The following is a 24,932-nucleotide window of genomic DNA, read 5'->3' as shown; positions in this document are numbered from 1 at the left end:
AATAATATCTAAATGTAAATTGTTAGATAGGTAAGAACGTAGATAATAATAGAGTTGTTGTAGCAATGATAATAAGCATGTACAATGATGATATATAAGAAATTAATTAAGGTATCTTGGAGGTAAAATGAAACATTTATTTATAATTAATCCTGAAGCTGGTAAAGGAAGAGCATTGGAATATAAAGATAAGATAGAAAAGATATTTTCTAAAATTAACGAAGAATATGAAATTATTATAACAGAAAGAGTTGGACATGCTACAGAGGTAGTAAGAGAATTTACATCTAGAAATAGATATAGGGTTTATGCAATAGGTGGAGACGGAACATTAAATGAGGTGGTTAATGGGCTAGTAGGAACGGACAGTATACTAGGTGTAATACCAGCAGGTTCAGGAAATGATTTTATAAGGAGTATATGGAGCGAACAGGATGATGATCTATTAATAAAAACTATAAGAGGTGATTTTAAAAAAATTGATTTAGCAAAAGTAAATAATAAATATTTCATAAATATATCATCAATAGGATTTGATGCTGAAGTAGTATATAATGCTAGGAAATATAAAAAGTATAAGTTTATAAGTGGACCATTTGCATATTTTATAAGTATTTTTATAACAGCATTAAGATTTAAAGGTGTTGAAATTGAGTTTGAGCTAGATGGACAGCCCATAAATGATAAGATATTTTTAATGGCAGTGGCTAATGGTAAATATTATGGAGGAGGAATAAAAATCGCTCCTTTTGCTAATATAACAGATGGGGCATTAGAGTTATATTTAATTAAAGCTATATCAATATTTAAATTAATTAAAGAAATTCCTAAAGTTTTAAAAGGAGTACATAGTTATGGAATTAAGGAAGTAAAGTATTCAAAAATTCAAAACATTAAGGCGAAATCTAAAAATGAATTTACTATAAACATTGATGGGGAAATAGTAAGAGGGAAAGAGGTTGAATTTCTAATACTTCCTTCAAAATTAGATATGATTATTCCTAATAATTAATATTTTATTATGTGTAAAGTTAATGGAATATAATTACGATATAAAAACTATGAATAAAAAAAGAATTTTGTTTACAATAATTATAGTTACACAAGGTTTATTGATTAAATTTCTTCCTGAATATTGGTTAATAATTATTTTATTAAGTTGCATAATTTTCACTATATTAACTAGTAGTAAGTTTCAAGTTGAAAGTAGAGAAATAACATTAGATACTCATTTTTTATTTAACGCTATTAATACTATCATCTATTATTGTAGGGCAGACGCAAACATTGCACGACGATTACTGCTAGATCTAAGTGGATACCTTAGATACTTTCTTGAAAATAGAAATATCACTGTAAAGTTAAAATATGAATTAGATGTATTAGATGAATATCTTTCAATACAGAAGGCTAGATTTCAAGAAAAATTTGATTATTCTATTGAGGAAAGTGACAGTGAATTTATTATATTTAAGAATTCTATAATAGATTTGTGTTACTTTTTGCTAAGGGAAGGAATAATAAAAAGTAAGGGGTCAGGAAGAATTGACATTATCGATATCATTGAAAAAGACCATTTACTATTAGAAATCAATTACTTTGGAAAATTTCCTCAAAATATCGATGAATTCAGTATGAATTTCCATAGAAAATATGGATATGAAATTAAAACAACCAGAAATGATAATGGTGTAATATTAAGAATAGTAATGGCGAAAAATAACCTTAAGGAGTAGGAGAATGTTAAAAATAGCTTTGGTTGATGATGAGAATATTGCATTAGAAGAATTGGAGTATTTACTTTTAAAAGAAAACGACGTAAAAATCATTGGCAAATATACAGACCCTCATCAGGCGATTAAAGAAATCAAGGAATTAGAACCAGATGTGGTTTTCTTAGATGTTTCTATGCCAGAAATAAATGGATTCATGGTTGCTGAAGAGATTAAGAAAGTACGCCGAAATATTGAGATAGTTTTTATCACTGCTCATGGAGATTATGCGATTAAAGCATTTGAGATTGATGCAAGAGACTATGTGTTAAAGCCATTTCATCCAAGAAGAATAGAAAATACTATGAATAGGCTTAGAGCTAAAATTTATGATAACTATTCAGTTGTAAAGCCTAAATTAGTAAAAAAAATACCTATTAAGTATAATGATAAGTTAAGTTTATTAGATATTGAAAGTATAATTTATTGCTCAGCAAGTGAAGGTAATGTTGAAGTAATAACTTCAAATGGTTCGTTTATATCAGAAGAGCCTCTAAATTCAATGGAATCAAGATTAGTTGATTTTAATTTTATTAAATGTCACAGAAAGTATTTAGTAAATTTAGATTTAATAGAAAATATTATTCCTTGGGCAAGTGGAACATACATATTAAAAATGAAAGGGACAGAGGAAAAGGTTCCAGTAAGTAGAAATTATCAAAAAACCATTAAAGAAATCTTTAAGATATAGGATTTTTTATAGGAAATTTAATATATTCTTACATAAATAAGTTATTAGTTGATCTTAAAATCCTATATAACATAATATTATATATGTAAATAAAACTTGGTATATCCAAGTTTTATTTATGTTATAAAATAATTTAATTACATTTATGCTTTTCGCTTGAAAAAGTGGCTTTAGCACTTTCTGTACGAGGATCATGGTCAATATGCTTTTTATTATTTGATTTAGTATTATCTTTTTTTGCCATCACTGCACCTCCTTATTACATAAAAATGTTCCTACTTAGTTTATACAGTTTTAAAGAAACTATTAGGATTTATAGTTTTTTTATAGGAAGCTTAATTTATTCTTACATAAATAAGTAATTAGTTGAACTTAAAACCCTTTAGTAGAAACAAATTTATTTTAAAAAATAAATTCCCTATGATAAAATATATATGTAATTAGGTAATTAATAAAACTATTCTCACCTGGAAAGGAATTGAGTCTTATGATGACAATTTATGATTTGGTAATTATTGGTGGAGGACCTGCAGGAATGTCTTCAGCGTTAAAAGCGAAGGAAAATGGAATAGATAATGTTCTTATTATAGAAAGAGAAGAATATTTAGGTGGAGCACTTATGCCTTGCATTCATTATGGATTTGGTGAGAAGATCTTAAATAAAAAAGTAACAGGTACAGAATTAATGCAGTATCTTGTTGATAAGGTTGAGGAAAGCGGAATTAAGTGTAGTCTATCTTCCTTAGTTTTAGATGTTACAAAGGACAAGATAATAACATATGTAAATTCTAATGATGGAGTAGTATCGATTAAAAGTAAAAATATCATATTTGCAACTGGGGCAAGAGAAAAGTATACAGGAAATATAGAAATAGCTACAAAAAGTTATTCTGGTATTTATACGTTGGGGACAGCACATAAGTTTGTTAATTTACAGGGATATCTTCCAGGAAAGTCTATAATAATTTTTGGTACTAATGATAGAGCGCTTATTATCGCTAGAAGACTTATTACAGAAGGGGCGAGTGTTAAAGCATTAATAGAAAGCAGTAATGAAATTAGGGCAAGAGTTAAGGAAAATAGGGAGATTATAGAGTTATATAATATTCCGATTTGTTTTAATTCAAAAATAAAGGATGTTTTTGGAAAAGAAAGAATAACAGGACTGGTAATTGAAAATGTAATCTCTAAGGAGCGAAAAGAGTTGTTTTGTGATAGCTTACTACTTACGGTAGCATGGAAATCTGAAACAGATCTATTAAAGAAAGCAAAAGTAGAGTTAATTGATAATAATGAAACAGTTTATGTAAATGATAAATATATGACATCACAAAAAGGTGTATTTGCTGTAGGATCAGTATTAAATCCAAGATATTGGGCCGATGATGCTATTATTCAAGGAGAAAAAGCTGGGGAAGAAGTTTCTAAGCTTATTCGTTTAACTAGTAAGGCTTAGAATTGTATAGTTTTTTTATAGGAAACTTAATTTATTCTTACATTAATAAGCTAGTAGTTGCACTTAAAATCCTATATAATTCTAATAATTGAAGCAGAAATCTATGATTTCTGCTTCAATTTGTTTATAATATACTCGGCTATTATCATGTGCCCTTTTTCATTTAAATGAATGCCGTCAATATAGATATCTTCACCACTAAAGTAAGCTTTTTCAGTAATTGAGTATAAATCGATTATTTTTATCTTATCAAAAATATTTAATAATTCGTTCTTTAGATTAATTATTGATTTGTTTATCTGAGTATAATCAGGATAGGAACTCCAAAGGTTGATTGATTTATTCTTATCTATAAAAGGTGGAATCAAGATGGTGGTTTTTATGTTGTTATCTTCGCATTCCTTATGCAATAAAACAATATTTTCTAATATAGTTTTATAAGGCCTATCCATTAAAAAATCATTTGTACCTGCAAGAATGAAACAAAACCTTGGTTTAATATTTATTACATCCTTCCAAACTCTTGAAAGCATTCCTACAGTTGTATCCCCATTTACACCTTTATTTAAATAAGATAAATTACAATTTGCACATATTCTATTTACCCAGGAGTCCTCCTTATGTACACCATATCCAAAAGTAAGACTATCACCTAAAAAAACTATATCCATTTTTCACCTCAAAACAACTTGTTAAAACAGTTTTTACAAACTAGGGTTTTACCTTTATTTGCTTTTATATAATCATTTGATTTAATAGGTTTATTACAAAACTCACAAATTAATAAATTGTTATTTTCTGAAGTTTTGGAAGTGGTATTCTTAATAAGCTTTTTCCCATTTGAGGCTGGAGAGTAAATTAACTTTTCGCTTTTGATATCTTTAGGTTTTATAGTGTATTCTATTTCATATTCACTTTCACCAAATAACTCTAGCTCAAAACGAGGATTTTCTTTGTCATAATATTCTTCTATATAAATTATTTTTATTTGAGCATCATTAACAATAAGGCCACTTTTTTCAATGCCATCAAAAATACTTTTTGTTATATTGTTAGTATCAGGATGTCGTTTAGAACTCTTATAATAAACTTTAAGTATTGCTATCAAACCCTCTTCTAGAACAATGTTTGGATTCTGTACTCTCGCTTCATAAGAAATTTCTTCTTCGTAAAGTGCGTATCTATCATGATATTTGCCAGAGTTATAGGGGAGAATTGCCCTTCCATTTGTATTAAATAATTTAAAATTAGATTTAGATATTGGAGACCCCTTCACAATAACCTTAGCATAAGATTTATTCATATATATTCTCCTTGTTATAAAATTGTAAGACTCTTTAAATTGATAATATATTCTCTATAAAGTATAATACAATATGAATGAATTTGATATATGAGGTAGTATTATGGAGAAAAAAATTATTTTATCCATTGAGAGCTCTTGTGATGAAACATCAGCTGCCATTGTAATAAATGGAAGAGAAGTTTTATCAAACATTATAGCATCTCAAATAGATATACATGAAAAATTTGGTGGAGTTGTTCCAGAAGTAGCTTCTAGAAAACATATTGAAGCAGTAAACTGGGTTGTTGAAGAAGCATTAAAGGAAGCAAATGTAACATTAGAAGATATAGATGCAGTTGCGGTGACATATGGGCCGGGACTAGTGGGAGCTCTTTTAGTAGGCTTGCAATATGCTAAGGGATTAGCATATTCTTTAAAGTTACCCCTAATAGGAGTTAACCATATTGAAGGACATATTTGTGCTAATTTTATTGATCATAAAGACTTAGTACCTCCATTTGTATCATTAGTTGTTTCAGGTGGAAATACATTCATAGTTCATGTTAAGGATTATGGAGAATATGAGATACTAGGTGAAACTAGAGATGATGCAGCTGGTGAAGCTTTTGATAAGGTAGCTAGGGCAATAGGATTAGGTTATCCAGGTGGTCCTAAGATAGATAAAATATCAAAAGAAGGAAATGAAGATGCAATTAAATTTCCAAAAGCTAAATTCCATGAAGATACTTTAGACTTTTCTTTTTCAGGATTAAAATCTGCAGTATTAAATTATATTAATAAGAAAAACATGCAGGGTGAAGAAATAAATAGAGCAGATGTAGCAGCATCATTCCAAAAATCAGTAGTGGAAGTGCTTACAGAAAATGTTTTAGCAACATGTGAAAAAAGAAAAATTAATAAAATTGCTATAGCTGGAGGGGTTGCATCTAACAGCTATTTGAGAAATAATTTAATTAAAGAAGGAAATAAAATAGGGGTTGAGATTCTATTTCCTTCTCTAGTGTTATGCACTGATAATGCAGCTATGATTGGAAGTGCAGCTTATTTTCAATTGATTAAAGGTTATTCAAGTGGGTTGGATTTAAATGCAAAGCCAAATTTAAAACTGGGGGAGAAGTAAAAAGAAATGAATATGCTTCGTCATTCTAATGGTATAAATAGACTTAAGTATAAGAAAAGCACAAATATTCCAAGAGTCATTAAGATTACAGTTTATGTAATTATTCTTATATTATTATCTTTGGCTGTATTTCAATTTGTTTTAGGAAAAGTATACAATGAGAAGTTTAAGTCAAGGTTTAAATATACAAGAATAGATGAGAAAAAAGTATTTTATAATGATTTAGGATCAGGCGAACTTACAATGGTATTTGACTCGGATTTGGGATTAGATTTAAATGAATGGAATTCCATAGAAAAAAGTTTCAAAGAAAAATATAATATTAAAACTTTTCAGTATAATAGATTAGGTTATGGATATAATGATGGAGGAAATAGAGTCGATTTAAAAAAGCAGGCAGATGATTTGAGATTGACACTAAAGAAGGCAAATATAACAGGTCCATATATATTAGTGGGTTCTGGATATGGGTCATTAGTCATGACTAACTTTGCTAATACATATCCTGATATAGTAAAAGGGGTTGTGCTTATCAATCCCATAAATGAAAAATATATAAAGGACAAGGAGTATATCAAAAATTTTGCAGGTAGTAAATTTAAATATAAAGCAGAATATATAAGTGCTTATTTTGGAGTATCATATTTTAGGGAAAAATTAGGATTACTAAAAGAACCTGAAGATGTGTTTTCTGCAGATGATGAAGAATTGGCAAGTGAATATATGTCTAATAGAATAAGAAGTAAGTATTCCCAAGCTATTTACAATGAAATTATAAATCTAGAGAATGGAGAAAGTTCTTCTCAAATAGAAGGAATGTTAGGGGAAAACCCTCTAGCAATAGTATCTAGAGAAGAAAATATGGATAAAGATAAGAATTTATTAACTTTGTCAAAATCAAGATATATTACTCAGATATCAACTAATAGCAAAGGGCAATATATACCGATATCTGATAAAGAAAAAACTTTAGAAGCAATAAACTACGTATTAGAAAAAGCAAAGGTGAATGCAAAGAAATAAATTGTAATCACTATATTAACCAAGATATAGTATTAATTATTTTATAGTATTAGTAATAAAAATTAAAAGTATTCATCATTACAAAAGAAAACAGGGATTACACTCTGTTTTTTCTTTCATTTTAGAAAATAGAGAAAAAAGTTTATTTTGTCATTTACATGACACATTGATATTTTATATTAGGACTATGGATATAATAAAAAAATGAATTTTTCTTTGGGAGGTTTGATTTTAATGAGTGATTTTAGAGATGATAATATTAATGAAAATAATTCATATGAAGTAAATAGAGAAAATAATTCTGAAATAGTAAATAATGACGAAATTAAAAATGAAGAAAATATAGAAAGTGATGTAAGTTCAGTTTCAAACTCAGATGTTAATAATAATGAAGTAGAGGCTATTGATAACTCAGGAGTGAAGAACAGTGCAGAGGAAGAAATATACACCCCGGACTTTGTTATGGTTTCTAACGGCAAAGAAAAGAAGATGAAGAGAAAGAAGCAGAAAAATAAGAACTTTAATTCGTTAGGAAAGTATATTTTAGTAGGAGGAATATCTGTTGCGGTAGCACTTGGTGTTTCAATACCATCAACATATTTTTTAGTTAAAAATCAAATAGAAAGTGGAAACTTAAAAACATCATCTAGTGATCCATATAATTTTTATACACCACCTTCATTTACGAGTAATTCAGATGCATTATCAGTAACAGATGCTGTAAAGAAGGTAGCTCCGGCAGTTGTTAGTGTATCTACAAAGAGTATCGTAAATAATGGATTTTTCAGCCAACAACAAGAAGGTGTTGGTTCAGGATTCATAATTAATAAAGATGGAGATATATTAACTAATTTCCATGTAGTTCAAGGAGCAACAGAAGTAAAAGTAACTTTCAACAATGGTAAAGAATATAAAGCTAAAGTTGTAAATTATGATGAAAGCAGAGATTTAGCATTAATAAGATTACAAGATAAAGTTGATATGCCGGGAGTAGCAACACTTGGAGATTCAAGCAAACTTCAAGCTGGGGAAGACGTAATTGCAATAGGAAATCCATTAGGAAAAGAATTTGTAGGAACTGTAACAAAGGGAATTGTAAGTGCTACAAATAGAACTCTTCAGAATCAAGATGGAAGTACATCTGTATATATTCAAACTGATGCAGCTATAAATCCAGGAAATAGTGGTGGCCCATTAATAAACTCTAGGGGAGAGGTAGTTGGTATTAATTCTGCAAAAATTAGTGAAAATGGAGTAGAAGGTATAGGATTCTCAATACCAATTAATGATGCAAAAGATAAACTTGGTGCATTAAGTACTCCATCAAATAAAAATAATTCGAATAACAATAATAATGGAAGTGTTGCCTCTTCAGGTTTAATGTTGGGAGTAGTAATTCAAGACTTAGATAAGAATACAGCGAAGCAACAAGGACTACCAGAAGGTATTTTAGTTAAAGCAATACAAAATGGATCACCTGCAGAAACTGCTGGGATAGAGATTGGAGATGTAATTACAGCTTTTAACGGAAAACCAGTTAAAACAAGTGCACAACTTAATGCTGAGAAAGCTAAATTAAAAGAGGGAGATAAGGCTAACGTAGTGGTAGTAAGAAATGGAAAAGAGTTAACTCTTCAAGTTGTAATGAAAGCTCAAAGCAATGAATAAATAAAAATTTGGATATTCTAAAAAAACAGGGGATAGCTTATTTTTGAAAAATGGCTATCCTCTAATTTTTTTACAGATTATTTTATTATACTAATAAGTATAGTATAATAACGTTATGTTATCATTTACTTATAGAGTTTTAGTAGAAATATAATTTATGTTGCTAGTTGAAAATAGTTTCTAGTTTATATAAGTTCTCAGATTATATTAAAATTCTTAAACTGAGGAGGGAAAAAATGAGCAAACTAGATGATGTATATCATGCAATTGTAGAATTGCAAAAAAGTTTTGCTGAAGGAGTTACTGCCAATGATGTAAGTAATTTTTTGGAGTTGGACAGGGCTAATGTAAGTAGATATTTGAATCAGCTTTATAAAGAAAAAAAGGTAAAGAAGATAGATGGAAGGCCAGTTGTTTATTCTGCAATTGAAGAAAATAGGGAAGTGCAAACAAAAGATGATTCAGTAAAAAGTAATGATACATTAAAAATAGTAAATAATAGCTTAGACTCAATGGTTGGTGCAGATTTAAGCTTGCAAGTTCCAATACAGCAAGCTAAAGCCGCTATTTTATACCCGCCAAGAGGGCTTCATACTCTTATTTTGGGAGAAACAGGAGTAGGAAAGTCAATGTTTGCAGAATTGATGTATACATTTGCAAAGGAATCAGGAGCATTAGATAGCAATGCACCATTTGTAAGATTCAATTGTGCTGATTATGCAGATAATCCACAATTAGTTATTGCACAAATATTTGGTGTTAAGAAAGGTGCTTATACAGGAGCAGAATCGGATAGAGAAGGACTTCTTAAGAAGGCGGATGGCGGAATGATTTTCTTAGATGAAATTCATAGACTATCTCCTCAGGCACAAGAAATGCTATTTACTTATATTGATAAAGGATACTTTAGACCCTTAGGAGATACAGAAAATTTAATACATGTAGACGCACAAATTATTGCGGCGACTACAGAAGATCCGGCATCATACTTATTAAAGACATTTACCAGAAGAATTCCTATGACTATAACCTTGCCTTCATTAAAGGAAAGAAGTCTGAAAGAGAGATATTATTTACTTCAGGACTTTATTAAAGGCGAATCAAATAGATTAGGTAAGAGTATTTATTTTAATAAAAATGCCTTAATCTCATTTTTCTTATATGATTGTCCTAATAACATTGGTCAACTAAGAAGTGATATTCAGTTGTCCTGTGCAAAAGCATTTCTAAATTACAAAGCAAATGGAAGAAACTACATAATTGTAGAACAAAATGATATACCACAAAGAGTTCAAAGAGGGTTAATGAAATTACAAGAGCATCGTGATGAAATTGATGACATTCTTTTAAATGTTGGGGATGTATTAAGATTTTCATTTAAGGATCAAGATGACAACTTCCCTGTTATTGAACTGGATGATTCAGACATTTCTAAAAGAGAATTTTTCTATGATATTATTGAGAATAAATTAGAAGTTTTAAGGCAAAAAGGTATAGAGGAAAAACAAATAAATGAGATATTAAATATCGATATAGAGCGATATTTCAATAAATATATAATGGATTTGCCAGAAAAATTTAGAAAAGATGAAATAAGCAAAATAGTTGATATAAAGATTGTTGACTTAGTAGAAAAGATAATTAATTTAGCATCAGCAAAACTCGCTAGAGATTTTGATGAGAAGGTATATTTCGGGTTAGCATTGCATCTTCAAGGAAGCATAGAGAGAGTTAAGCAAGGCAAAAAAATATATCATCCAAAATTAAATCTTATTAGAGCACAATATGGCAATGAATTTTTAGTAGCTATGGAAGTGGCAAAATTTATAGATGATGCATTTGATATTCAAATTCCTTTAGATGAAATAGGATACTTAACAATGTTCTTAGCAGCAAAACCATATGAGGTGGATATAAAAAAAGAAGGCAAAGTAGGAGTTTTAGTAATTATGCATGGACATTCTACGGCCTCTTCAATGGTTGAAGTAGCTAACTCATTAATTGGTGAGGAGTATGTAGAAGCTTTAGATATGCCATTAAGCATGAAGGCAGAAGACATGCTTAAGCTTGCAAAAAGCAAGATAAAAAACATGCATAAAGGAAAAGGAATTCTCCTCTTGGTAGACATGGGATCATTAACTAATTTTGGCGAAATAATAAAAGTAGAAACTGGGATTAGTATAAAGACTATTGACATGGTAACAACTCTACTAGTAATTGAAGCAGGAAGAAAAGCACTAAATGGAAGGGATTTAGATTCCGTTTATGATTCATGTGTAGAAGTAAGTAGATTTGGAGTTAAGGGAGCTATAGAAAATTCTCCTAAGAGAAAAATGCCTTTAATAATAACCACATGCTTTACAGGAGAAGGTTCTGCTGAAAGGATTAAAGAAATCTTAAAGAAGAAATTGAAATATGGATCAAGCTTAAAGATAATACCTTTAAATATTTTAGATAAAAAAGAATTTTATGATAATGTTGCAGAACTTAAAGAGAAATATGAGCCATTAGCAATAGTAGGAACTGTAAATCTCACATTAGATAATATTCCATTTATTTCTGCACCTGATATTTTAACTAGTGAAGGAATTCAAAAACTAGATGAACTAATTGAAGCAGAAGAGGATTTTATTAAGGTTTCTGACTCAATTGATGAACAGATTCCTGAAATAGAAGGAAAAAAATTAGTTGAAGATATTAGATTTTCACTTAGTGAGATGGAGGAATTACTTAATAAAGAAATACCACATAACGTAAAGATAGGTATGATAATGCACATATGTTTCCTTATCGATACAATAAAAAATGGTGGAAAAGAAAGAGAATTCCCTAATTTAAATAAGTACAGAAGTTCATTTAGTAAAGAATTTATATTAGTTAAACAAGCATTAAAGAATATGGAGAGAGAATATGACTTAAATATTGTTGACTCAGAAATTGCTTTTATAGTTAGAATGATTGTAGAAAATACTAAGACTGTGTATTAGAATGAGTCTGTGTATTTAATGTCTTTTTCAGTGTGTAAACCATCTTACACACTGGAAAAGCTTCTAAACTGGCAGAATATCTATATTCTTTATGAAATTGAATTTGAAGATATTTGGCATGGAACTTGCTTTATAATTTGTGTAATGGTAATTAATTTATAGAATCTTAGATCACAGTTTATAAGGAGGAGTAAGACATGAAAAGAATTTTGTTAATATGTTCAGCAGGTATGTCAACAAGTCTACTAGTTTCAAAAATGCAAGCTGCTGCAAAAGAGCAAGGTATTGAAGTATGGATAAATGCAGTGGCAGAATCAGAACTTAGAAATTATGAAGACCAAATAGATATATTATTATTAGGACCTCAAGTTAGATTTTTATTAAATAAACTTAAGGCTAAGATGGAGCCAAAGGGAGTTCCAGTAGATGTTATAAATACTATTGACTATGGAACTATGAATGGTGCTAAAGTTCTTAAATTTGCATTGGATAAGCTAAGTTAAATAAATTTAATAAAGGCGTCTTTCAGACGTCTTTATCTCGTTAGAAATATTTACAGTAGACATTAGGGAAGGATGGAAGTAAAATGGAAGAAATAATATTAAACTTAATTATGCATAGTGGAGAAGCAAGAAGTTACTCAATGGAAGCTATTCAAGCAGCTAAAGAAGGAAATTTTGAAGAAGCAAATGAATTAATAGTAAAAGCAAATGAAGAGTTGGGACATGCTCATAATGCTCAAACAAGCTTAATTCAAGGAGAAGCAGCAGGACAAAAAGCTGAATTTTCGCTACTTCTAATTCACGCTCAAGATCATCTAATGACAACAATGACATTAAAAGATTTGGCTAATGAGATAATAGAAGTTTACACTAGACTATAAAAGTAAGAAACTTATATTGTTTTTATATGAGAGTAATACTTTTATAATCTAGGGTTAATGATTTATATTTAGAAGAAAAGAGGTATTACTATGGAATATGTAATTGGGATTGATGGCGGAGGAACTAAAACAGAAGCAGTTGCCTATGATCTTAATGGTGAAGCTATTACAAGTGCAGTAACTGGCTTCGGTAACTTACTTAATGGGGAAGAAGAGGCATTAAATAATATAATTAATGCAATAAAGCAAGTAGTTGAGACTTATGGCATAGAAGGGTTAAAAGGACTATACTTAGGCTTAGCTGGAGCAGAAGTAGATGATAACGCTAAAATCGTACAAGAGAGAATAAAAAAAGAATTGTGCATTGATTCAACTGTAATGAATGATGGTGAGTTAGCACTTAAGGCATTACTTAAAGGTGAAGATGGAGTTCTCACCATTGCAGGTACTGGTTCGGTAGCTTTTGGAATTAAGAACGGAAAAGAAGCTAGATGTGGAGGCTGGGGTAACCTTCTAGGAGACGAAGGCAGCGCTTACAAAATAGCTATAGAAGCATTTAAGAATATGATTTACGAAAACGATTTTGGTATAGAGATGAGTGAACTTTCAAAAGAAATATTAGAAAGTCTAAAAATGAAAAAGGTTGATGAAATAATTGGTTTTGTATATTCAAACACTAAGGATGAAGTAGCTTCAATTACTCCTATAGTTTCTAAAAGAGCTGATTTAGGAGATAAGATTGCAATTGATATCTTAAAGTCAGAAGGTTTAGCAATAGCTAAAACTACTGAGAGGGTATATAAAAAATTAGGATTTCAAAGTGCAAGTATAGGAATAGTTGGAGGAGTGCTAAAAAAATCAAAAATACTTAGAGAAACATTCGAAGAGTATTTAAATAAGAATGCAAATATTATAGCCTTTGTAGATGAAGAAGTATCACCTGCAAAAGGTGCATATTATTTATATATTAAAGAAAAGTAATTTTTGAAAGAAGGGTAAAATGATGAGAAGATTAGGAATTTCAGTATATCCCAATCATGTTCCAATGGAAAAAATAATAGAATATATCGATTTAGCTGCAAAGTACGGGTTTAGCAGAATATTTACGTGCTTAATTTCTGCAAGTGATAAATCCACAGAAGAAGTAGTAGATGAATTTAAAAAGATGCTAAAAGTTGCGAATAAGCATGGAATGGAAGTTATTGCAGATTTAGATCCAACTGTATTTAAGAATTTAAATGCAAGTATACAAGATTTAAAAGTATTTAAGGAAATGGGCTTAAGTGGAATAAGACTTGATATGGGCTTTTCAGGTTTTGAAGAAACTGTTATGACATTCAATGAATATGGATTAAAAGTTGAACTAAACATGAGTAATGGAACAAAATATGTTGATAATATTTTGAGTAATAAACCTAACATGGCTAATCTTTATGGTTGTCATAACTTTTATCCACATGTGTATACTGGGTTAAGTTACAAACACTTTATTGCATGTTCAAAGCAGTTTAAGGAATTAGGAATTAAAACAGCAGCATTTGTAAATTCACATAATGCTGACCATGGCCCTTGGCCTGTAAATGAAGGAATATGTACACTAGAAGAACATAGAAACTTACCAATTGAAGTTCAGGCAAAACATTTATGGGCTACAGGATTAATTGATGATGTTATTATAGCTAATGCTTTTGCATCAGAGGAAGAATTAATAGCACTAAGTAAGCTTAATAGGGACAAACTAGAATTTAGAGTAGAGTTAACTAAAGGAATATCTGAAATAGAGAAGAAGATAATTTTAGAAGAATTCCATTTCAGTAGAGGTGATGTTTCAGATTATGTAGTTAGAAGTACCCAAAGTAGAGTTAAGTATAAGGGTACACCATTTCCACCACTTAATACTCCTGATATAGAACCAGGAGATATCTTGATAGAATCAGATTTATATACAAGATATGCTGGGGAACTACAAGTTGCGATTAAGGAAATGAAGAATAGTGGAAAAACTAATGTTGTTGCGAAAATAATACCTGAAGAGAGATTTCTTTTGGACTATATTGAACCTTGGGGAAAGTTTGGATTTAAAGAAAAAGAATAGTATACTTATATGAACTCATGTACTTAATGTATATTGAGTTCATTTTTGTTTAGACTACTTAAATACATAAGAGATTCATAACTTCATGACTTACACAAAAAAACACTCTGTTACACACTGTGTATATATAACTGTGTAAAAGTTATCATTAAATAAGTAAAGAAATAAGCCATTTTTCAATGAAAACTTGGTATTTAAACTTGGCATGACTATTGCTATATATAATAGTGTAAAGTTGTTAGATAGAAAATAAAATCTAGCAGATTACAGATTAAAGAAATGTACTAGCTGTCTTAGGGAAATGAGAAATTATCAAATAATATAATAATACCTTTGGATAGCTGGGAAAAACAATATATTTAAAGGGAGGAATAATATATGAAAAAATTTATGGCCTGGATGGAAGAACATTTTATTCCAATAGCAGGTAAAATCGGTGCACAAAGACATTTAGTTGCAATACGTGATGGATTTGTTGCTATTATGCCACTTATTATGGCAGGAGCTTTCGCAGTACTAATAAACAATTTGCCACTTCAGTTCTTTCAAAATTTTATGCTTAATACTTTTGGTGAGAGTTGGAAAACTTTTGGCGGTGACATCTGGAATGGTACATTTGCGATAATGTCATTATTACTAGTATTCACTACATCATATAGCTTAGCTAAATCCTACGAGTCTGATGGATTAGCAGCTGGAGTTGTATCTTTTGCTTCATTATTAATTATTTATAAGGGTTCTACTTTAGATTGGGCAATACCATATGCATACTTAGGAACTCAAGGATTATTCGTTTCATTAATATTAGCACTTATTGTTACATCTATATTTGTAAAACTTTTAGGAAATCCAAAATTAGTTATAAAAATGCCTGATGGGGTTCCACCAGCTGTAGCTAAATCTTTCGCAGCATTATTACCATCAATCATTATACTTATAATTGTAACTGCATTTAAACACATTGTTGGAATCTGGAATATTACTGATATACATGCATCTGTATTTTGGACTATTCAAAAGCCATTATCAGGTATAGCAGGATCATTACCAGGGGTACTAGTAATAATATTCTTACAACAATTATTATGGTTCTTTGGATTACATGGATCAAATATACTTGCTCCAGTTATAAACACTTTATTATTACCACTAACAAATGCTAATATAGATGCATTTAATGCTGGTAAGGATATACCAAATATTTTAAACTCACAATTCCTAGATTCTTATGTAAACATGGGAGGATCAGGTACAACAATAAGTTTAATCATAGCTATATATATTGTATCTAAAAATAAAGCTCAAAAAACAATTGCTAATTTAGGAGTTGCACCAGGATTATTTAATATAAATGAACCAGTTATTTTCGGTATGCCAATAGTTTTAAATCCAGTATACTTTATACCATTTATCTTAGTTCCAATGATTTCTGCAATAATAGCTTATACATTAACAGCATTACATGTAGCACCAAAGATAGTCGTACTTGCTCCATGGACAATGCCTCCAGTATTAGGAGCGATAATGTCTACAGCTTCAATTAGAGGTGGATTAGTTGCATTAATTATAATAGCAGTAGGAACAGTTATATACCTACCATTTGTAGTTGCTGCAGATAAAGAACTAGCAAGAGAAGCAGAAGAGAGTTTAGCAGATTAAAAATATTAATAAAAAGGGATATCTATTTAAATATAGATATCCTTTTTTGTATTTAATATTATCTAAAAACATCATTTGAACTATTTTTTTTATTTGATGAATATATTGAAGAGTTATTTAAAGATTCATTCCTTGATGTAGAATATCCTACAAAAAAGCAAATGTAATAATTAATTGTAAAGCTATCTGCTATATAAAAATAACCTTTTATTAGTCGTGAATATAGAGCATTGACATAAAAATTAAGTGGAACCTTGATACAACCATTTACAGATACACTCTTATTCAATTGTACAAGTTCATCATGGATATCGTTGTATTCAATTTTAAACTTTTTTATTCCTTCAAAGAAAAGAAGTTTTTCCTTTGCACATTCTATGGTTTCAAAAGATAATATTTTCATCGACATATTTACTTGGGTTAGTGCTTTTAATGGATTGGATTTTTGAGATAGAAATAAGTTATCCTTATCTTGAAATAATGATCCTTGAGATAGCGAAATATTATTTAATTCTTCTGGAGTTAAAAATCCAGAAACTTTTATCTTACTTTCCTCCATATAACACTCCTATGAGTACTTTAAATATATTATATGCAAAGCATCTTAAATCGGTTAGTTATTTAAAATTCTCTAAGTTCTTTATTACATAAATTATATAAAAAGTGTCGAAAGATGTAACAATGATTGTTAGTAAGAATATACTGTTATTAAGTAATATATAATATTATATTTAACGAATATAGGAGGAAAAAATAATGAACAAAATATATTCTGAGGATATTCATGTGTGTACTAGCACTAACGGTAGCTTAAAGGCTTCTTGTGATGTAGCTTTTGTTAAGGTACCAGTACTATTAGCTGTAAGGGAAATACAAGTTGACTTGGAAGCTTGTATTGAACTATGCGATGATATATATGAAATTAAAAGAGTTAAAAAGAATGTATTCTTAACAGAATGTAAATTAATGGTAAACTGTGGCAAGAAGGATCCATGCAATAAAGAAAAAGTATATGGGAAGCTATTCCTTAATGGATATATAGAAAAGAATATTGAATATGCAGTAGCTTGTCATCCAGAAGAATATGGAAAGATTATGGTTGGACCAATCAAACATGCAACAGTTAAGGTTCCATTTAGATGTGCAACAGAAATAGAATATCTTCAAAAACCAGTAGTTGAATATAGAGAAACTGGTAAAGAAATAGACTTCTTTGGAAATAATAAATGTGGTAACATGCTTAATAAAGTAATTGAATGTGGTTGTGGACATGAAGATCTTGGAAAATTAAGATGCGAAGTAGAATTCGAAGATAAAGTAGCTTATATTGAAAGACCTTTCTGCAGATTAGTTGAAGCAAGAATATTTGATAATGACCAAGCTATGGATGGAAAACTTATGGAAGCAAAACCTCACTATGAATGGGATTATGATGACGAAGAAGAAAAGAGAGTAATTGAAGATTTAGACTTAGTTCCAGAAAGAAAGTCTCATAAACCTTGCCCAGAAAAACCATGTAAAAATGGATGTTTAGATGAAAACTTTAGAGCAGTAAAATTTAGAAAGATAATGGAAAATATAGTTGCTTATTTGAAGATAGAAGTTTACCAAGAACAATTAGTAAGAATAGAAAAGTAAAAAAAATAGAGATGGCTTAAGAGCCATCTCTTTAACTATACTTAAATAATTTGTTATAATTATTTAATTTCTACAGTTGCAGTATCAGTTTTGCCGTTTGTAGCATTATCTACAGCAGCTTTAACTAATGCTTTGAAGTTATCAGATGAGTGAGTAGCACCTGTAACAGAGTCAACTTTAGCTATATCTTGTTTGTCTACTAAAGCGCTAGCTAATTCTTTAGTATATTTGTCTGGAGATGTTGGAGATTTTGCAGACATAGCAGTAATATATGCTTGGTCTCCACTCTTTAAATGTCCATCAGCTTTGTTTGAGTAATCAAACTTAGCATCAGATATTTTTCCATCTTTGTAAGTAACTTCAACGAAAGGCTTCCATCCTTTATCATCAAAGTCCTTAGCTTCTGCCTTGTAAGTTCCATCTTTAGGTCCTTTTTTTCCACATCCAGCTAGTAAAGTAACAGCTACCATACCAGCAGCTACGATGCTTAGTAAAGTTTTCTTTTTCATTGAGAATTTCCCCCTTAATAATAAATATTATTTTAGTTATATATTAGTAAATAAGTACATAATTAAATAATGCACTTATTACTTACAATTTTATAAATCCCTTTAGATTATATACGTTCATAAATCTTGAAATATATGTTTACCCAAATATAGAGGGTACTTAAGTAGTGCCCTCTAAATTATGAGAAATATTCAATTATTTCTTAACTTCTTGCTTTCCAGTTACACTACTTGTACCATCCATTTTGAAAGTAGATTTAGCTGAATCAGTTGCGAAGTATATGTTTCCATCAACCTTAGCATCAACTAATTGGAAGTTATCAACATTTACATAAACATCACCTTTAAATGTTCCATGTTGAATACTAGCCATTGGACTCTTTATAGTTAACTTAGGAGCTGTTAATGTAAATCTAGCAGTTACCTTACGATTTTCATCTTGAGTGTAAAGTGCTATTTTACGTTGGATAGCATCATTACCTTTGTCGTCTTTTTTACCATTCTTGAATTCACCATCAAGAACTAATTCTTTATCAGTTGTAACGTCCTTTGTGATTGCAATAATCCATTTACCGTTAGTACCAATAGCTTGTTCAAATGCAGCAGCATCTGAAACAACTGAAGCTGATGTAGTAGCATCTGCTTTTGCAGTTTCTGTTTTAGTAGTGCTTTCAGCAGGTTTTGTATCTTCCTTCTTGCCGCATCCAGCTAGTAGAGTAACAGCTACCATACCAGCAGCAATTATGCTTAATAAAGATTTCTTTTTCATAGAGAAAATCCCCCTTTATCTGTGTTTAGTTAAATTCTTGTCAAATAAATACATTCTTTGACAACATCTTTATTATACACTCTTTTGTTATACGTATACAATAGTTTTTACTTATGCTATATTAGTATTACTTATATCAATATAAAGAAATTGTAAATGTTTAACCTAGCTATTTTAGGGCGTTGTTAAAATTAAAACATGACTGTTAAGTAATTCACTAGAATGTTAAATTGGAGATTAGTACATATAGACACATAAGTTAAAAAGGGATAAAATAAATATGGATTTATATTTGTAAGTTGAAATATTAATGTATTAAATCGTGTACATTATAAAAAACTAACGTAAGAATATTCATAAGAGGTGGTAAAATGTCAAATAAAACAAAGATCCTTGTTCTTGGAGCAGGATACGGTGGAGTACATGCCGCTAAGAAATTAGCGAAAAAGTACAAAAAGAATGATAATGTGGAAATTACATTAATTGATAAAAATACTTTCCACACATTAATGACTGAGTTACACGAAGTGGCTGGTGGAAGAGTTCATCCAGAGTCTGTGCAAATAGAATTAAGCAAAATATTTGCAAGGACAAAAGTTAATTTAGTTACAGATTATATAGAAGACGTAAATACAGAAAAGAAAGTTGTTAAGACAACTCATGGAACCTATGAATATGACTATTTAATAGTTGGTACTGGTTCTGAACCTGCGTTCTTCGGAGTTCCAGGAGTAAAAGAAAATGGCTTTACATTATGGTCTTTTGAAGATGCTTTAGAAATTAGAGCACATATTAAAAATATGTTTGAAAAAGCATCAAAAGAAAGAAATGAAAAAGCTAGAAAAAGACTTTTAACTTTTGCTGTTGCAGGATCTGGATTTACAGGTATAGAAATGGCTGGAGAGCTATTAGAATGGAAAACAAAATTAGCAAAAGAATATAATGTTGATGAAAAAGAAATTAGATTATTAGTTGTAGAAGCTATGGGAACTATACTTAACATGTTAGATAGATCTCAAGCTGATAAAGCAGAAGCTTACATGAAAAAGAAAGGTGTTGAAGTATTAAAGAATTCACCTATCGTTGAAGTAACTGAAGATAAGGTAACTTTAAAAGATGGAAGTGAAATTGAAACTAATACTTTAATATGGACTTGCGGAATTCAAGCAAATCATGAGACTAAAGAATATGGTCTTGAAACTGCAAGAGCAGGAAGACTACAAACAAATGAGTACATGCAAGCAACTGGTAAAAAGGACGTATATGTAGTTGGTGACTTAACATACTTTGAAGAAGAACCAGGAAAAGGAACTCCTCAAATTGTTGAAGCGGCAGAACAAACTGCAGATACAGCAGTTAAAAATATAGTTGCTGCAATAGAAAATGGTCAAATGACTAAATTTAAATCCAACTATCATGGATTTATGGTTTCTATTGGCGGAAAGTATTGCGTAGCAAACTTAGCAGGAGTAAAACTTTCAGGTTTCTTTGCAATGATGATGAAGCACATTGTTAACTTATATTATTTATTTGGTGTTAATGGAATAAATGCTTGTTATCATTATTTAGATCATGAATTCTTTGGAATTGAAGATAAGAGAAATATGTTTAGAGGTTTATTAGCTTCTAAGGGAAATAGATTATGGACTGTACCACTTAGATTATATGTTGGTGTTTTATGGACACTTGAAGCATTAAAGAAAATGATAGGTGAAGATACATGGGCTAAAAATGGTATCTCATCAATATTTAATGGATTAGGACCAGATTCTTGGTTTAAAGATGGAAATGTAAAAATGGCGTTTGATTGGTTACATACAGCAGCAACATCAGGTGCTTCAGAAGCTACTTCAGATACAGCTAATTCTGCAGCTGCAACTGTAACACCAATATTAAGTCATGTACCAACATTCTATGCAGCAATAATGAAGGTATTCATACCAACTCCTGAAGTTGCAGTATGGTTCCAAAGAATTGTTGTTATAACTGAGTTAGGCATTGGATTATGCTTAATTGCTGGATTATTTACATTCTTAGCATCAGGAGCATCAATATTCCTTGTATGTAATTTCGTCCTTTCAGCTATGACTGGTTGGGATACATTATGGTATATTTTTGCTGGAATTGCATTAATGCAAGGTGCTGGTAGAACATTTGGTTTAGACTACTTTGTAATGCCATGGATAGGTGAAAAAGTCGGGAACTTCTGGCTTGGAAAAAGAGTTCCTGTTTACAGACAAGGTAAATAAATAGAACTTAAATATAATGTATTAATAGTTCATTCTCTAAAAGTTAATTAGAGAATGAACTTATATATGTGGTAACATTTTAAAAGAAGGTAAAAGGCTAGGCAATGATCTTCAAATATTGCATTAACAAAGCTTTTTACCATCTTTTTTTATCACTTTATGTAATAGTTTTATGATATAATGAATTAAAATGTTGTTATATAACATTATAGAATTATATATAAGAATGGAGAATACTATTATGATTAAGAAGTGGGATATTATAATTATTATTCTGCTTGTAACATTATCCTTTCTTCCTGAATTAATATTCGGAGTAATATTAAAAAAAGATTATAAGGAAACATATGCTCAAATTACAATTGAGGGAAAGGTATATAAAAATATACCCCTTTCAACACATAAGGGGCAGGATTCCATAGAGATAAAGACAAAGTATGGAGTAAATATAGTAGAAGTCAAAGATAATAAGATTGCTATTATAGATGCCGATTGCCCAGATAAAATATGTATGAAGCCAGGCTTTATAGATAGTGTTGGAGAAAACCTAGTATGTTTACCGCATAAATTAATGGTGGAAGTTAAAGGCGAAACTTCAGAAGATGGAGTAATTCTGTCATATTAGAGGTGAAAACATGAGAAAGACCGCCAAATTAGTATATATATCTTTATTAGTTGCTCAAGCATTAGTTTTACATATATTTGAGAGTATGATTCCAATGCCATTGCCTACACCGGGGGCTAAGCTTGGATTAGCAAATCTTATTTCTGTTATAGGTTTATATACTTTGGATAAAAAAAGAGATGTACTAATAATTATATTGCTAAGACTTACATTAGCAACAATGTTTGGAGGAAATTTATCTTCCTTTATGTATTCCTTTGCTGGAGCTATATTGAGCTTTGTGATGATGATAGTAGTTAAAGGAATTGGTAAGGATAAAGTTAGTATTATAGGAGTAAGTTGCAGTGGTGGAGTATTTCATAACTTAGGCCAATTACTAATTGCATCAATGATTGTAAGAAATATAGGAGTTATGCTATATCTTCCGGTATTATCATTGGTTGGTATTGGAACAGGAGTATTTATTGGAATTACTGCAAATTATGCAATTAAACATATGTCAAAACTTCCTTACTTTAATAAAATTTCTTAAAAAGTTGAGGAGATCTTATGGATAAAATGTGGAATCAGTACCCAGATATAAAAAAGCAATTAAAACAGGTACTTAAAATAATAGAAGATAATTCAAGATGTAAAGATAAAGTAATAGAAAATTCCATTTTAGAATTAGTTAATTCAGGTGGAAAGATGCTTAGACCTGCATTTGTTATTATTGCATCAAAATGGGGAAAGAATGATGATATAGGAAAAACAAATTCGTTAGCATCAGTAGTTGAGATGATGCACATGGCTACTCTAGTGCATGATGATATAATTGATGATTCGAAAATGAGAAGAGGTCAGGAAACCATTCAATCAAAGTATGGAAAAGATTATGCAGTATATATAGGAGACTATCTATTTTGTGCATGCTTTAAAGTACTTGCTTCAGAGGGGTCTCTTCAAAGTATTAAAGTTGATTCAAAATCTATGTCAAGAATATGTCTTGGTGAAATTAATCAAATGAATTCAAAGTTTAGTAATAAAATATCTATTAAAGAATATTTATCAAGAATATCAGGAAAAACAGCAGAGCTATTTTCATTATCTTTCTATATTGGAGCTGCAGAAAGCGGCTGTTCTGAAAAACTATCAAGAGAGTTTTGGAACATAGGGCATGATGTAGGAATGGCATTTCAAATAATAGATGATATTTTAGATTATGTTGGAACTGATGAAAGCATCAAGAAATCTGCTGGAAATGATATAAAACAAGGAATATTTACACTACCTTTTCTTTATGCAGTAAAAGAAAATAGAAAAGCATTTGAAGAGTATTTCGATAAAAGTCATTATGATGAAGAAGATATTAAATCGATTATTGATTTAGTTAGAAAAAATGATGGTGTAGAGAAGTCAAAAGCACTAGCACTTAAATATTCACAAAAAGCATTTAAAAGAATTGAAAGACTTCCGGATAATACATTCAAGGATATTCTTAGAGAAGTTATTGAAAAGTTATTATATAGAAATTATTAAAGGATTCTATTTTAAGAATCCTTTAATTTTTTTCTTTAAGGTATCAATAAGCTTTTTTTCTTGTGAATAGAAAGCTTTATTAACTAATATATATAGAGAATAATTAAATTTAAAATCTTTTATATTTACTTGTTTAAATTGAGAATTACTAAGATATTTATTTGCAACAAGTTTTGGAATAAAGCATATAGCATTTGTGCTAGATAAGGTGTTTAAGGCTACTACTGGAGAATCAGTGGAAAGTACAATGTTTAACTTATCTTTTTTCATATTTAATTCTATAATTTTATCTTCAAAGCTTTTGCATATTGTACAAAAATTATTTACAAGTATTAAAGGTAAAGAAGATAGTTCATCAAAGGTGTATTCTTCTTTTATATTAAAATCATAAGGACAAACTGCAATTATTTCATCTTCTAATAGCTCCTGACAGATTAATGCATCATTAGCAATCTGTTCGCAGTAGATAAAAATATCAAAGGTACTTGTATTTAAAAAATTAATGTTAGATGAAGCATGAACAGAGTTTATACTTATCTTTAAGTCAGAAAAAGAGTTTTTAATATCCATAATAATATTAGGAAGAATAAAACTTTGTATATATGAGCATGAATGTATATTTAAACATTTTTTATTGTATTTTTTTGATGATAATTCCTCAATCATATTATCATAATTTGATAATATAGCTCTACAATACTTTAGAACGATTTCGCCTTCAGGAGTTAGTTCAACGCCTTTATTACTTCTTTCCAGCAGCTTCATATCTAGCTTGTCCTCTAATTTTATAAGTTGCTGAGAAAGAGCAGATTGAGAAATGTGTGATTTTTTTGCAACATCAGATATATTTTTGGTTGTAGCGATATCATAAAAATATCGTAAGTTATCTAAATGCATTTTATCCTCCATGTTAATAATAAATTCATAATAAATTAATAAATTAATTATAGACAATATTATTTAA

The 24,932-nt window shown here is 29.7% G+C and carries 25 protein-coding genes; 18 read left to right on the top strand and 7 right to left on the bottom strand.

Annotated elements, in window-relative coordinates; all coding sequences use genetic code 11:
• The first annotated feature begins 127 nt into the window (after positions 1-127).
• The 3 genes from JK634_RS13095 to JK634_RS13085 are packed head-to-tail and all read left to right on the top strand — an operon-like array spanning position 128 to position 2,463.
• Complete coding sequence (locus tag JK634_RS13095; RefSeq protein WP_202768082.1) at positions 128-1,012, top strand: diacylglycerol/lipid kinase family protein; 885 nt, start codon at positions 128-130, stop codon at positions 1,010-1,012.
• Between the two features lie 49 nt (positions 1,013-1,061).
• The gene (locus JK634_RS13090; RefSeq protein WP_202768081.1) at positions 1,062-1,736 is read left to right on the top strand and encodes a histidine kinase; all 675 of its coding nucleotides are present in this window, start codon (positions 1,062-1,064) and stop codon (positions 1,734-1,736) included.
• A gap of 4 nt (positions 1,737-1,740) precedes the next feature.
• Positions 1,741-2,463, top strand: a complete 723-nt coding sequence (locus tag JK634_RS13085; RefSeq protein ID WP_202768080.1) for a LytR/AlgR family response regulator transcription factor — start codon at positions 1,741-1,743, stop codon at positions 2,461-2,463.
• Between the two features lie 133 nt (positions 2,464-2,596).
• Here JK634_RS13085 and JK634_RS20550 read toward each other — a convergent pair whose 3' ends face one another.
• Entirely contained in the window at positions 2,597-2,707 is a 111-nt protein-coding gene (locus JK634_RS20550) for a CPC_1213 family protein (RefSeq protein ID WP_274225798.1), read from the bottom strand.
• Between the two features lie 243 nt (positions 2,708-2,950).
• Here JK634_RS20550 and JK634_RS13080 point away from each other — a divergent pair, with 243 nt between their 5' ends.
• A complete protein-coding gene (locus JK634_RS13080; RefSeq protein ID WP_202768079.1) occupies positions 2,951-3,919 on the top strand; it encodes an NAD(P)/FAD-dependent oxidoreductase in 969 nt (322 codons plus the stop codon).
• 101 nt (positions 3,920-4,020) lie between these two features.
• Here JK634_RS13080 and JK634_RS13075 read toward each other — a convergent pair whose 3' ends face one another.
• Positions 4,021-4,590, bottom strand: coding sequence for a GDSL-type esterase/lipase family protein (locus tag JK634_RS13075; RefSeq protein WP_202768078.1), 570 nt, complete (start codon positions 4,588-4,590; stop codon positions 4,021-4,023).
• A gap of 8 nt (positions 4,591-4,598) precedes the next feature.
• Entirely contained in the window at positions 4,599-5,222 is a 624-nt protein-coding gene (locus JK634_RS13070) for a RusA family crossover junction endodeoxyribonuclease (protein ID WP_202768077.1), read from the bottom strand.
• Positions 5,223-5,325: 103 nt separating this feature from the next.
• Between JK634_RS13070 and tsaD the strand changes: the two genes are divergently transcribed.
• The 9 genes from tsaD to JK634_RS13025 all read left to right on the top strand — a co-directional run bounded on the left by tsaD (position 5,326) and on the right by JK634_RS13025 (position 16,660).
• The gene (gene tsaD / locus JK634_RS13065) at positions 5,326-6,345 is read left to right on the top strand and encodes a tRNA (adenosine(37)-N6)-threonylcarbamoyltransferase complex transferase subunit TsaD (RefSeq protein WP_202768076.1); all 1,020 of its coding nucleotides are present in this window, start codon (positions 5,326-5,328) and stop codon (positions 6,343-6,345) included.
• A 6-nt stretch (positions 6,346-6,351) separates the two neighbouring features.
• The gene (locus JK634_RS13060) at positions 6,352-7,368 is read left to right on the top strand and encodes an alpha/beta fold hydrolase (protein ID WP_202768075.1); all 1,017 of its coding nucleotides are present in this window, start codon (positions 6,352-6,354) and stop codon (positions 7,366-7,368) included.
• Positions 7,369-7,602: 234 nt separating this feature from the next.
• On the top strand, positions 7,603-9,036 hold the full coding sequence (locus tag JK634_RS13055) for a S1C family serine protease (RefSeq protein WP_202768074.1): 1,434 nt from the start codon (positions 7,603-7,605) through the stop codon (positions 9,034-9,036).
• 236 nt (positions 9,037-9,272) lie between these two features.
• On the top strand, positions 9,273-12,023 hold the full coding sequence (locus tag JK634_RS13050) for a sigma-54-dependent transcriptional regulator (protein ID WP_202768073.1): 2,751 nt from the start codon (positions 9,273-9,275) through the stop codon (positions 12,021-12,023).
• 197 nt (positions 12,024-12,220) lie between these two features.
• The gene (locus tag JK634_RS13045) at positions 12,221-12,526 is read left to right on the top strand and encodes a PTS sugar transporter subunit IIB (protein WP_202768072.1); all 306 of its coding nucleotides are present in this window, start codon (positions 12,221-12,223) and stop codon (positions 12,524-12,526) included.
• An 83-nt stretch (positions 12,527-12,609) separates the two neighbouring features.
• Positions 12,610-12,906 carry a PTS sugar transporter subunit IIA gene (locus tag JK634_RS13040; RefSeq protein ID WP_202768071.1) on the top strand — a complete coding sequence of 99 codons (297 nt, stop codon included), beginning with the start codon at positions 12,610-12,612 and terminating at the stop codon, positions 12,904-12,906.
• A 90-nt stretch (positions 12,907-12,996) separates the two neighbouring features.
• Complete coding sequence (locus tag JK634_RS13035) at positions 12,997-13,887, top strand: N-acetylglucosamine kinase (protein WP_202768070.1); 891 nt, start codon at positions 12,997-12,999, stop codon at positions 13,885-13,887.
• Between the two features lie 22 nt (positions 13,888-13,909).
• Positions 13,910-15,001 carry a DUF871 domain-containing protein gene (locus tag JK634_RS13030; protein ID WP_202768069.1) on the top strand — a complete coding sequence of 364 codons (1,092 nt, stop codon included), beginning with the start codon at positions 13,910-13,912 and terminating at the stop codon, positions 14,999-15,001.
• Positions 15,002-15,379: 378 nt separating this feature from the next.
• Positions 15,380-16,660, top strand: a complete 1,281-nt coding sequence (locus JK634_RS13025; RefSeq protein WP_202768068.1) for a PTS sugar transporter subunit IIC — start codon at positions 15,380-15,382, stop codon at positions 16,658-16,660.
• A gap of 58 nt (positions 16,661-16,718) precedes the next feature.
• On the opposite strand, the gene JK634_RS13020 is transcribed toward JK634_RS13025, so the two are convergent.
• The gene (locus JK634_RS13020; protein ID WP_202768067.1) at positions 16,719-17,219 is read right to left on the bottom strand and encodes a hypothetical protein; all 501 of its coding nucleotides are present in this window, start codon (positions 17,217-17,219) and stop codon (positions 16,719-16,721) included.
• A 197-nt stretch (positions 17,220-17,416) separates the two neighbouring features.
• Between JK634_RS13020 and JK634_RS13015 the strand changes: the two genes are divergently transcribed.
• Positions 17,417-18,298, top strand: coding sequence for a CsxC family protein (locus JK634_RS13015; RefSeq protein ID WP_202768066.1), 882 nt, complete (start codon positions 17,417-17,419; stop codon positions 18,296-18,298).
• Positions 18,299-18,357: 59 nt separating this feature from the next.
• Here JK634_RS13015 and JK634_RS13010 read toward each other — a convergent pair whose 3' ends face one another.
• Both JK634_RS13010 and JK634_RS13005 read right to left on the bottom strand, forming a co-directional pair.
• Positions 18,358-18,807: an FMN-binding protein gene (locus tag JK634_RS13010; RefSeq protein ID WP_202768065.1), complete on the bottom strand. Its 450-nt coding sequence runs from the start codon at positions 18,805-18,807 to the stop codon at positions 18,358-18,360.
• A gap of 196 nt (positions 18,808-19,003) precedes the next feature.
• Positions 19,004-19,576, bottom strand: a complete 573-nt coding sequence (locus JK634_RS13005) for a hypothetical protein (protein WP_202768064.1) — start codon at positions 19,574-19,576, stop codon at positions 19,004-19,006.
• Positions 19,577-19,947: 371 nt separating this feature from the next.
• Here JK634_RS13005 and JK634_RS13000 point away from each other — a divergent pair, with 371 nt between their 5' ends.
• From JK634_RS13000 to JK634_RS12985, 4 genes are all read left to right on the top strand, one after another.
• A complete protein-coding gene (locus JK634_RS13000; RefSeq protein WP_202768063.1) occupies positions 19,948-21,825 on the top strand; it encodes an NAD(P)/FAD-dependent oxidoreductase in 1,878 nt (625 codons plus the stop codon).
• Between the two features lie 241 nt (positions 21,826-22,066).
• Positions 22,067-22,450, top strand: a complete 384-nt coding sequence (locus tag JK634_RS12995) for a NusG domain II-containing protein (RefSeq protein WP_202768062.1) — start codon at positions 22,067-22,069, stop codon at positions 22,448-22,450.
• A gap of 10 nt (positions 22,451-22,460) precedes the next feature.
• Positions 22,461-22,982 carry a Gx transporter family protein gene (locus tag JK634_RS12990; protein ID WP_202768061.1) on the top strand — a complete coding sequence of 174 codons (522 nt, stop codon included), beginning with the start codon at positions 22,461-22,463 and terminating at the stop codon, positions 22,980-22,982.
• Between the two features lie 17 nt (positions 22,983-22,999).
• Positions 23,000-23,968, top strand: coding sequence for a polyprenyl synthetase family protein (locus JK634_RS12985; RefSeq protein ID WP_202768060.1), 969 nt, complete (start codon positions 23,000-23,002; stop codon positions 23,966-23,968).
• 6 nt (positions 23,969-23,974) lie between these two features.
• Here JK634_RS12985 and JK634_RS12980 read toward each other — a convergent pair whose 3' ends face one another.
• On the bottom strand, positions 23,975-24,865 hold the full coding sequence (locus JK634_RS12980; RefSeq protein ID WP_202768059.1) for a LysR family transcriptional regulator: 891 nt from the start codon (positions 24,863-24,865) through the stop codon (positions 23,975-23,977).
• Positions 24,866-24,932 lie beyond the last annotated feature (67 nt).

Origin of the sequence: Clostridium paridis, assembly GCF_016765615.1 — a bacterium.
Classification (GTDB): Bacteria; Bacillota; Clostridia; order Clostridiales; family Clostridiaceae; genus Clostridium_T; species Clostridium_T paridis.
The sequence above is the reverse complement of the archived record's forward strand: the minus strand, read 5'-3'. Positions and strand labels throughout refer to the sequence as shown.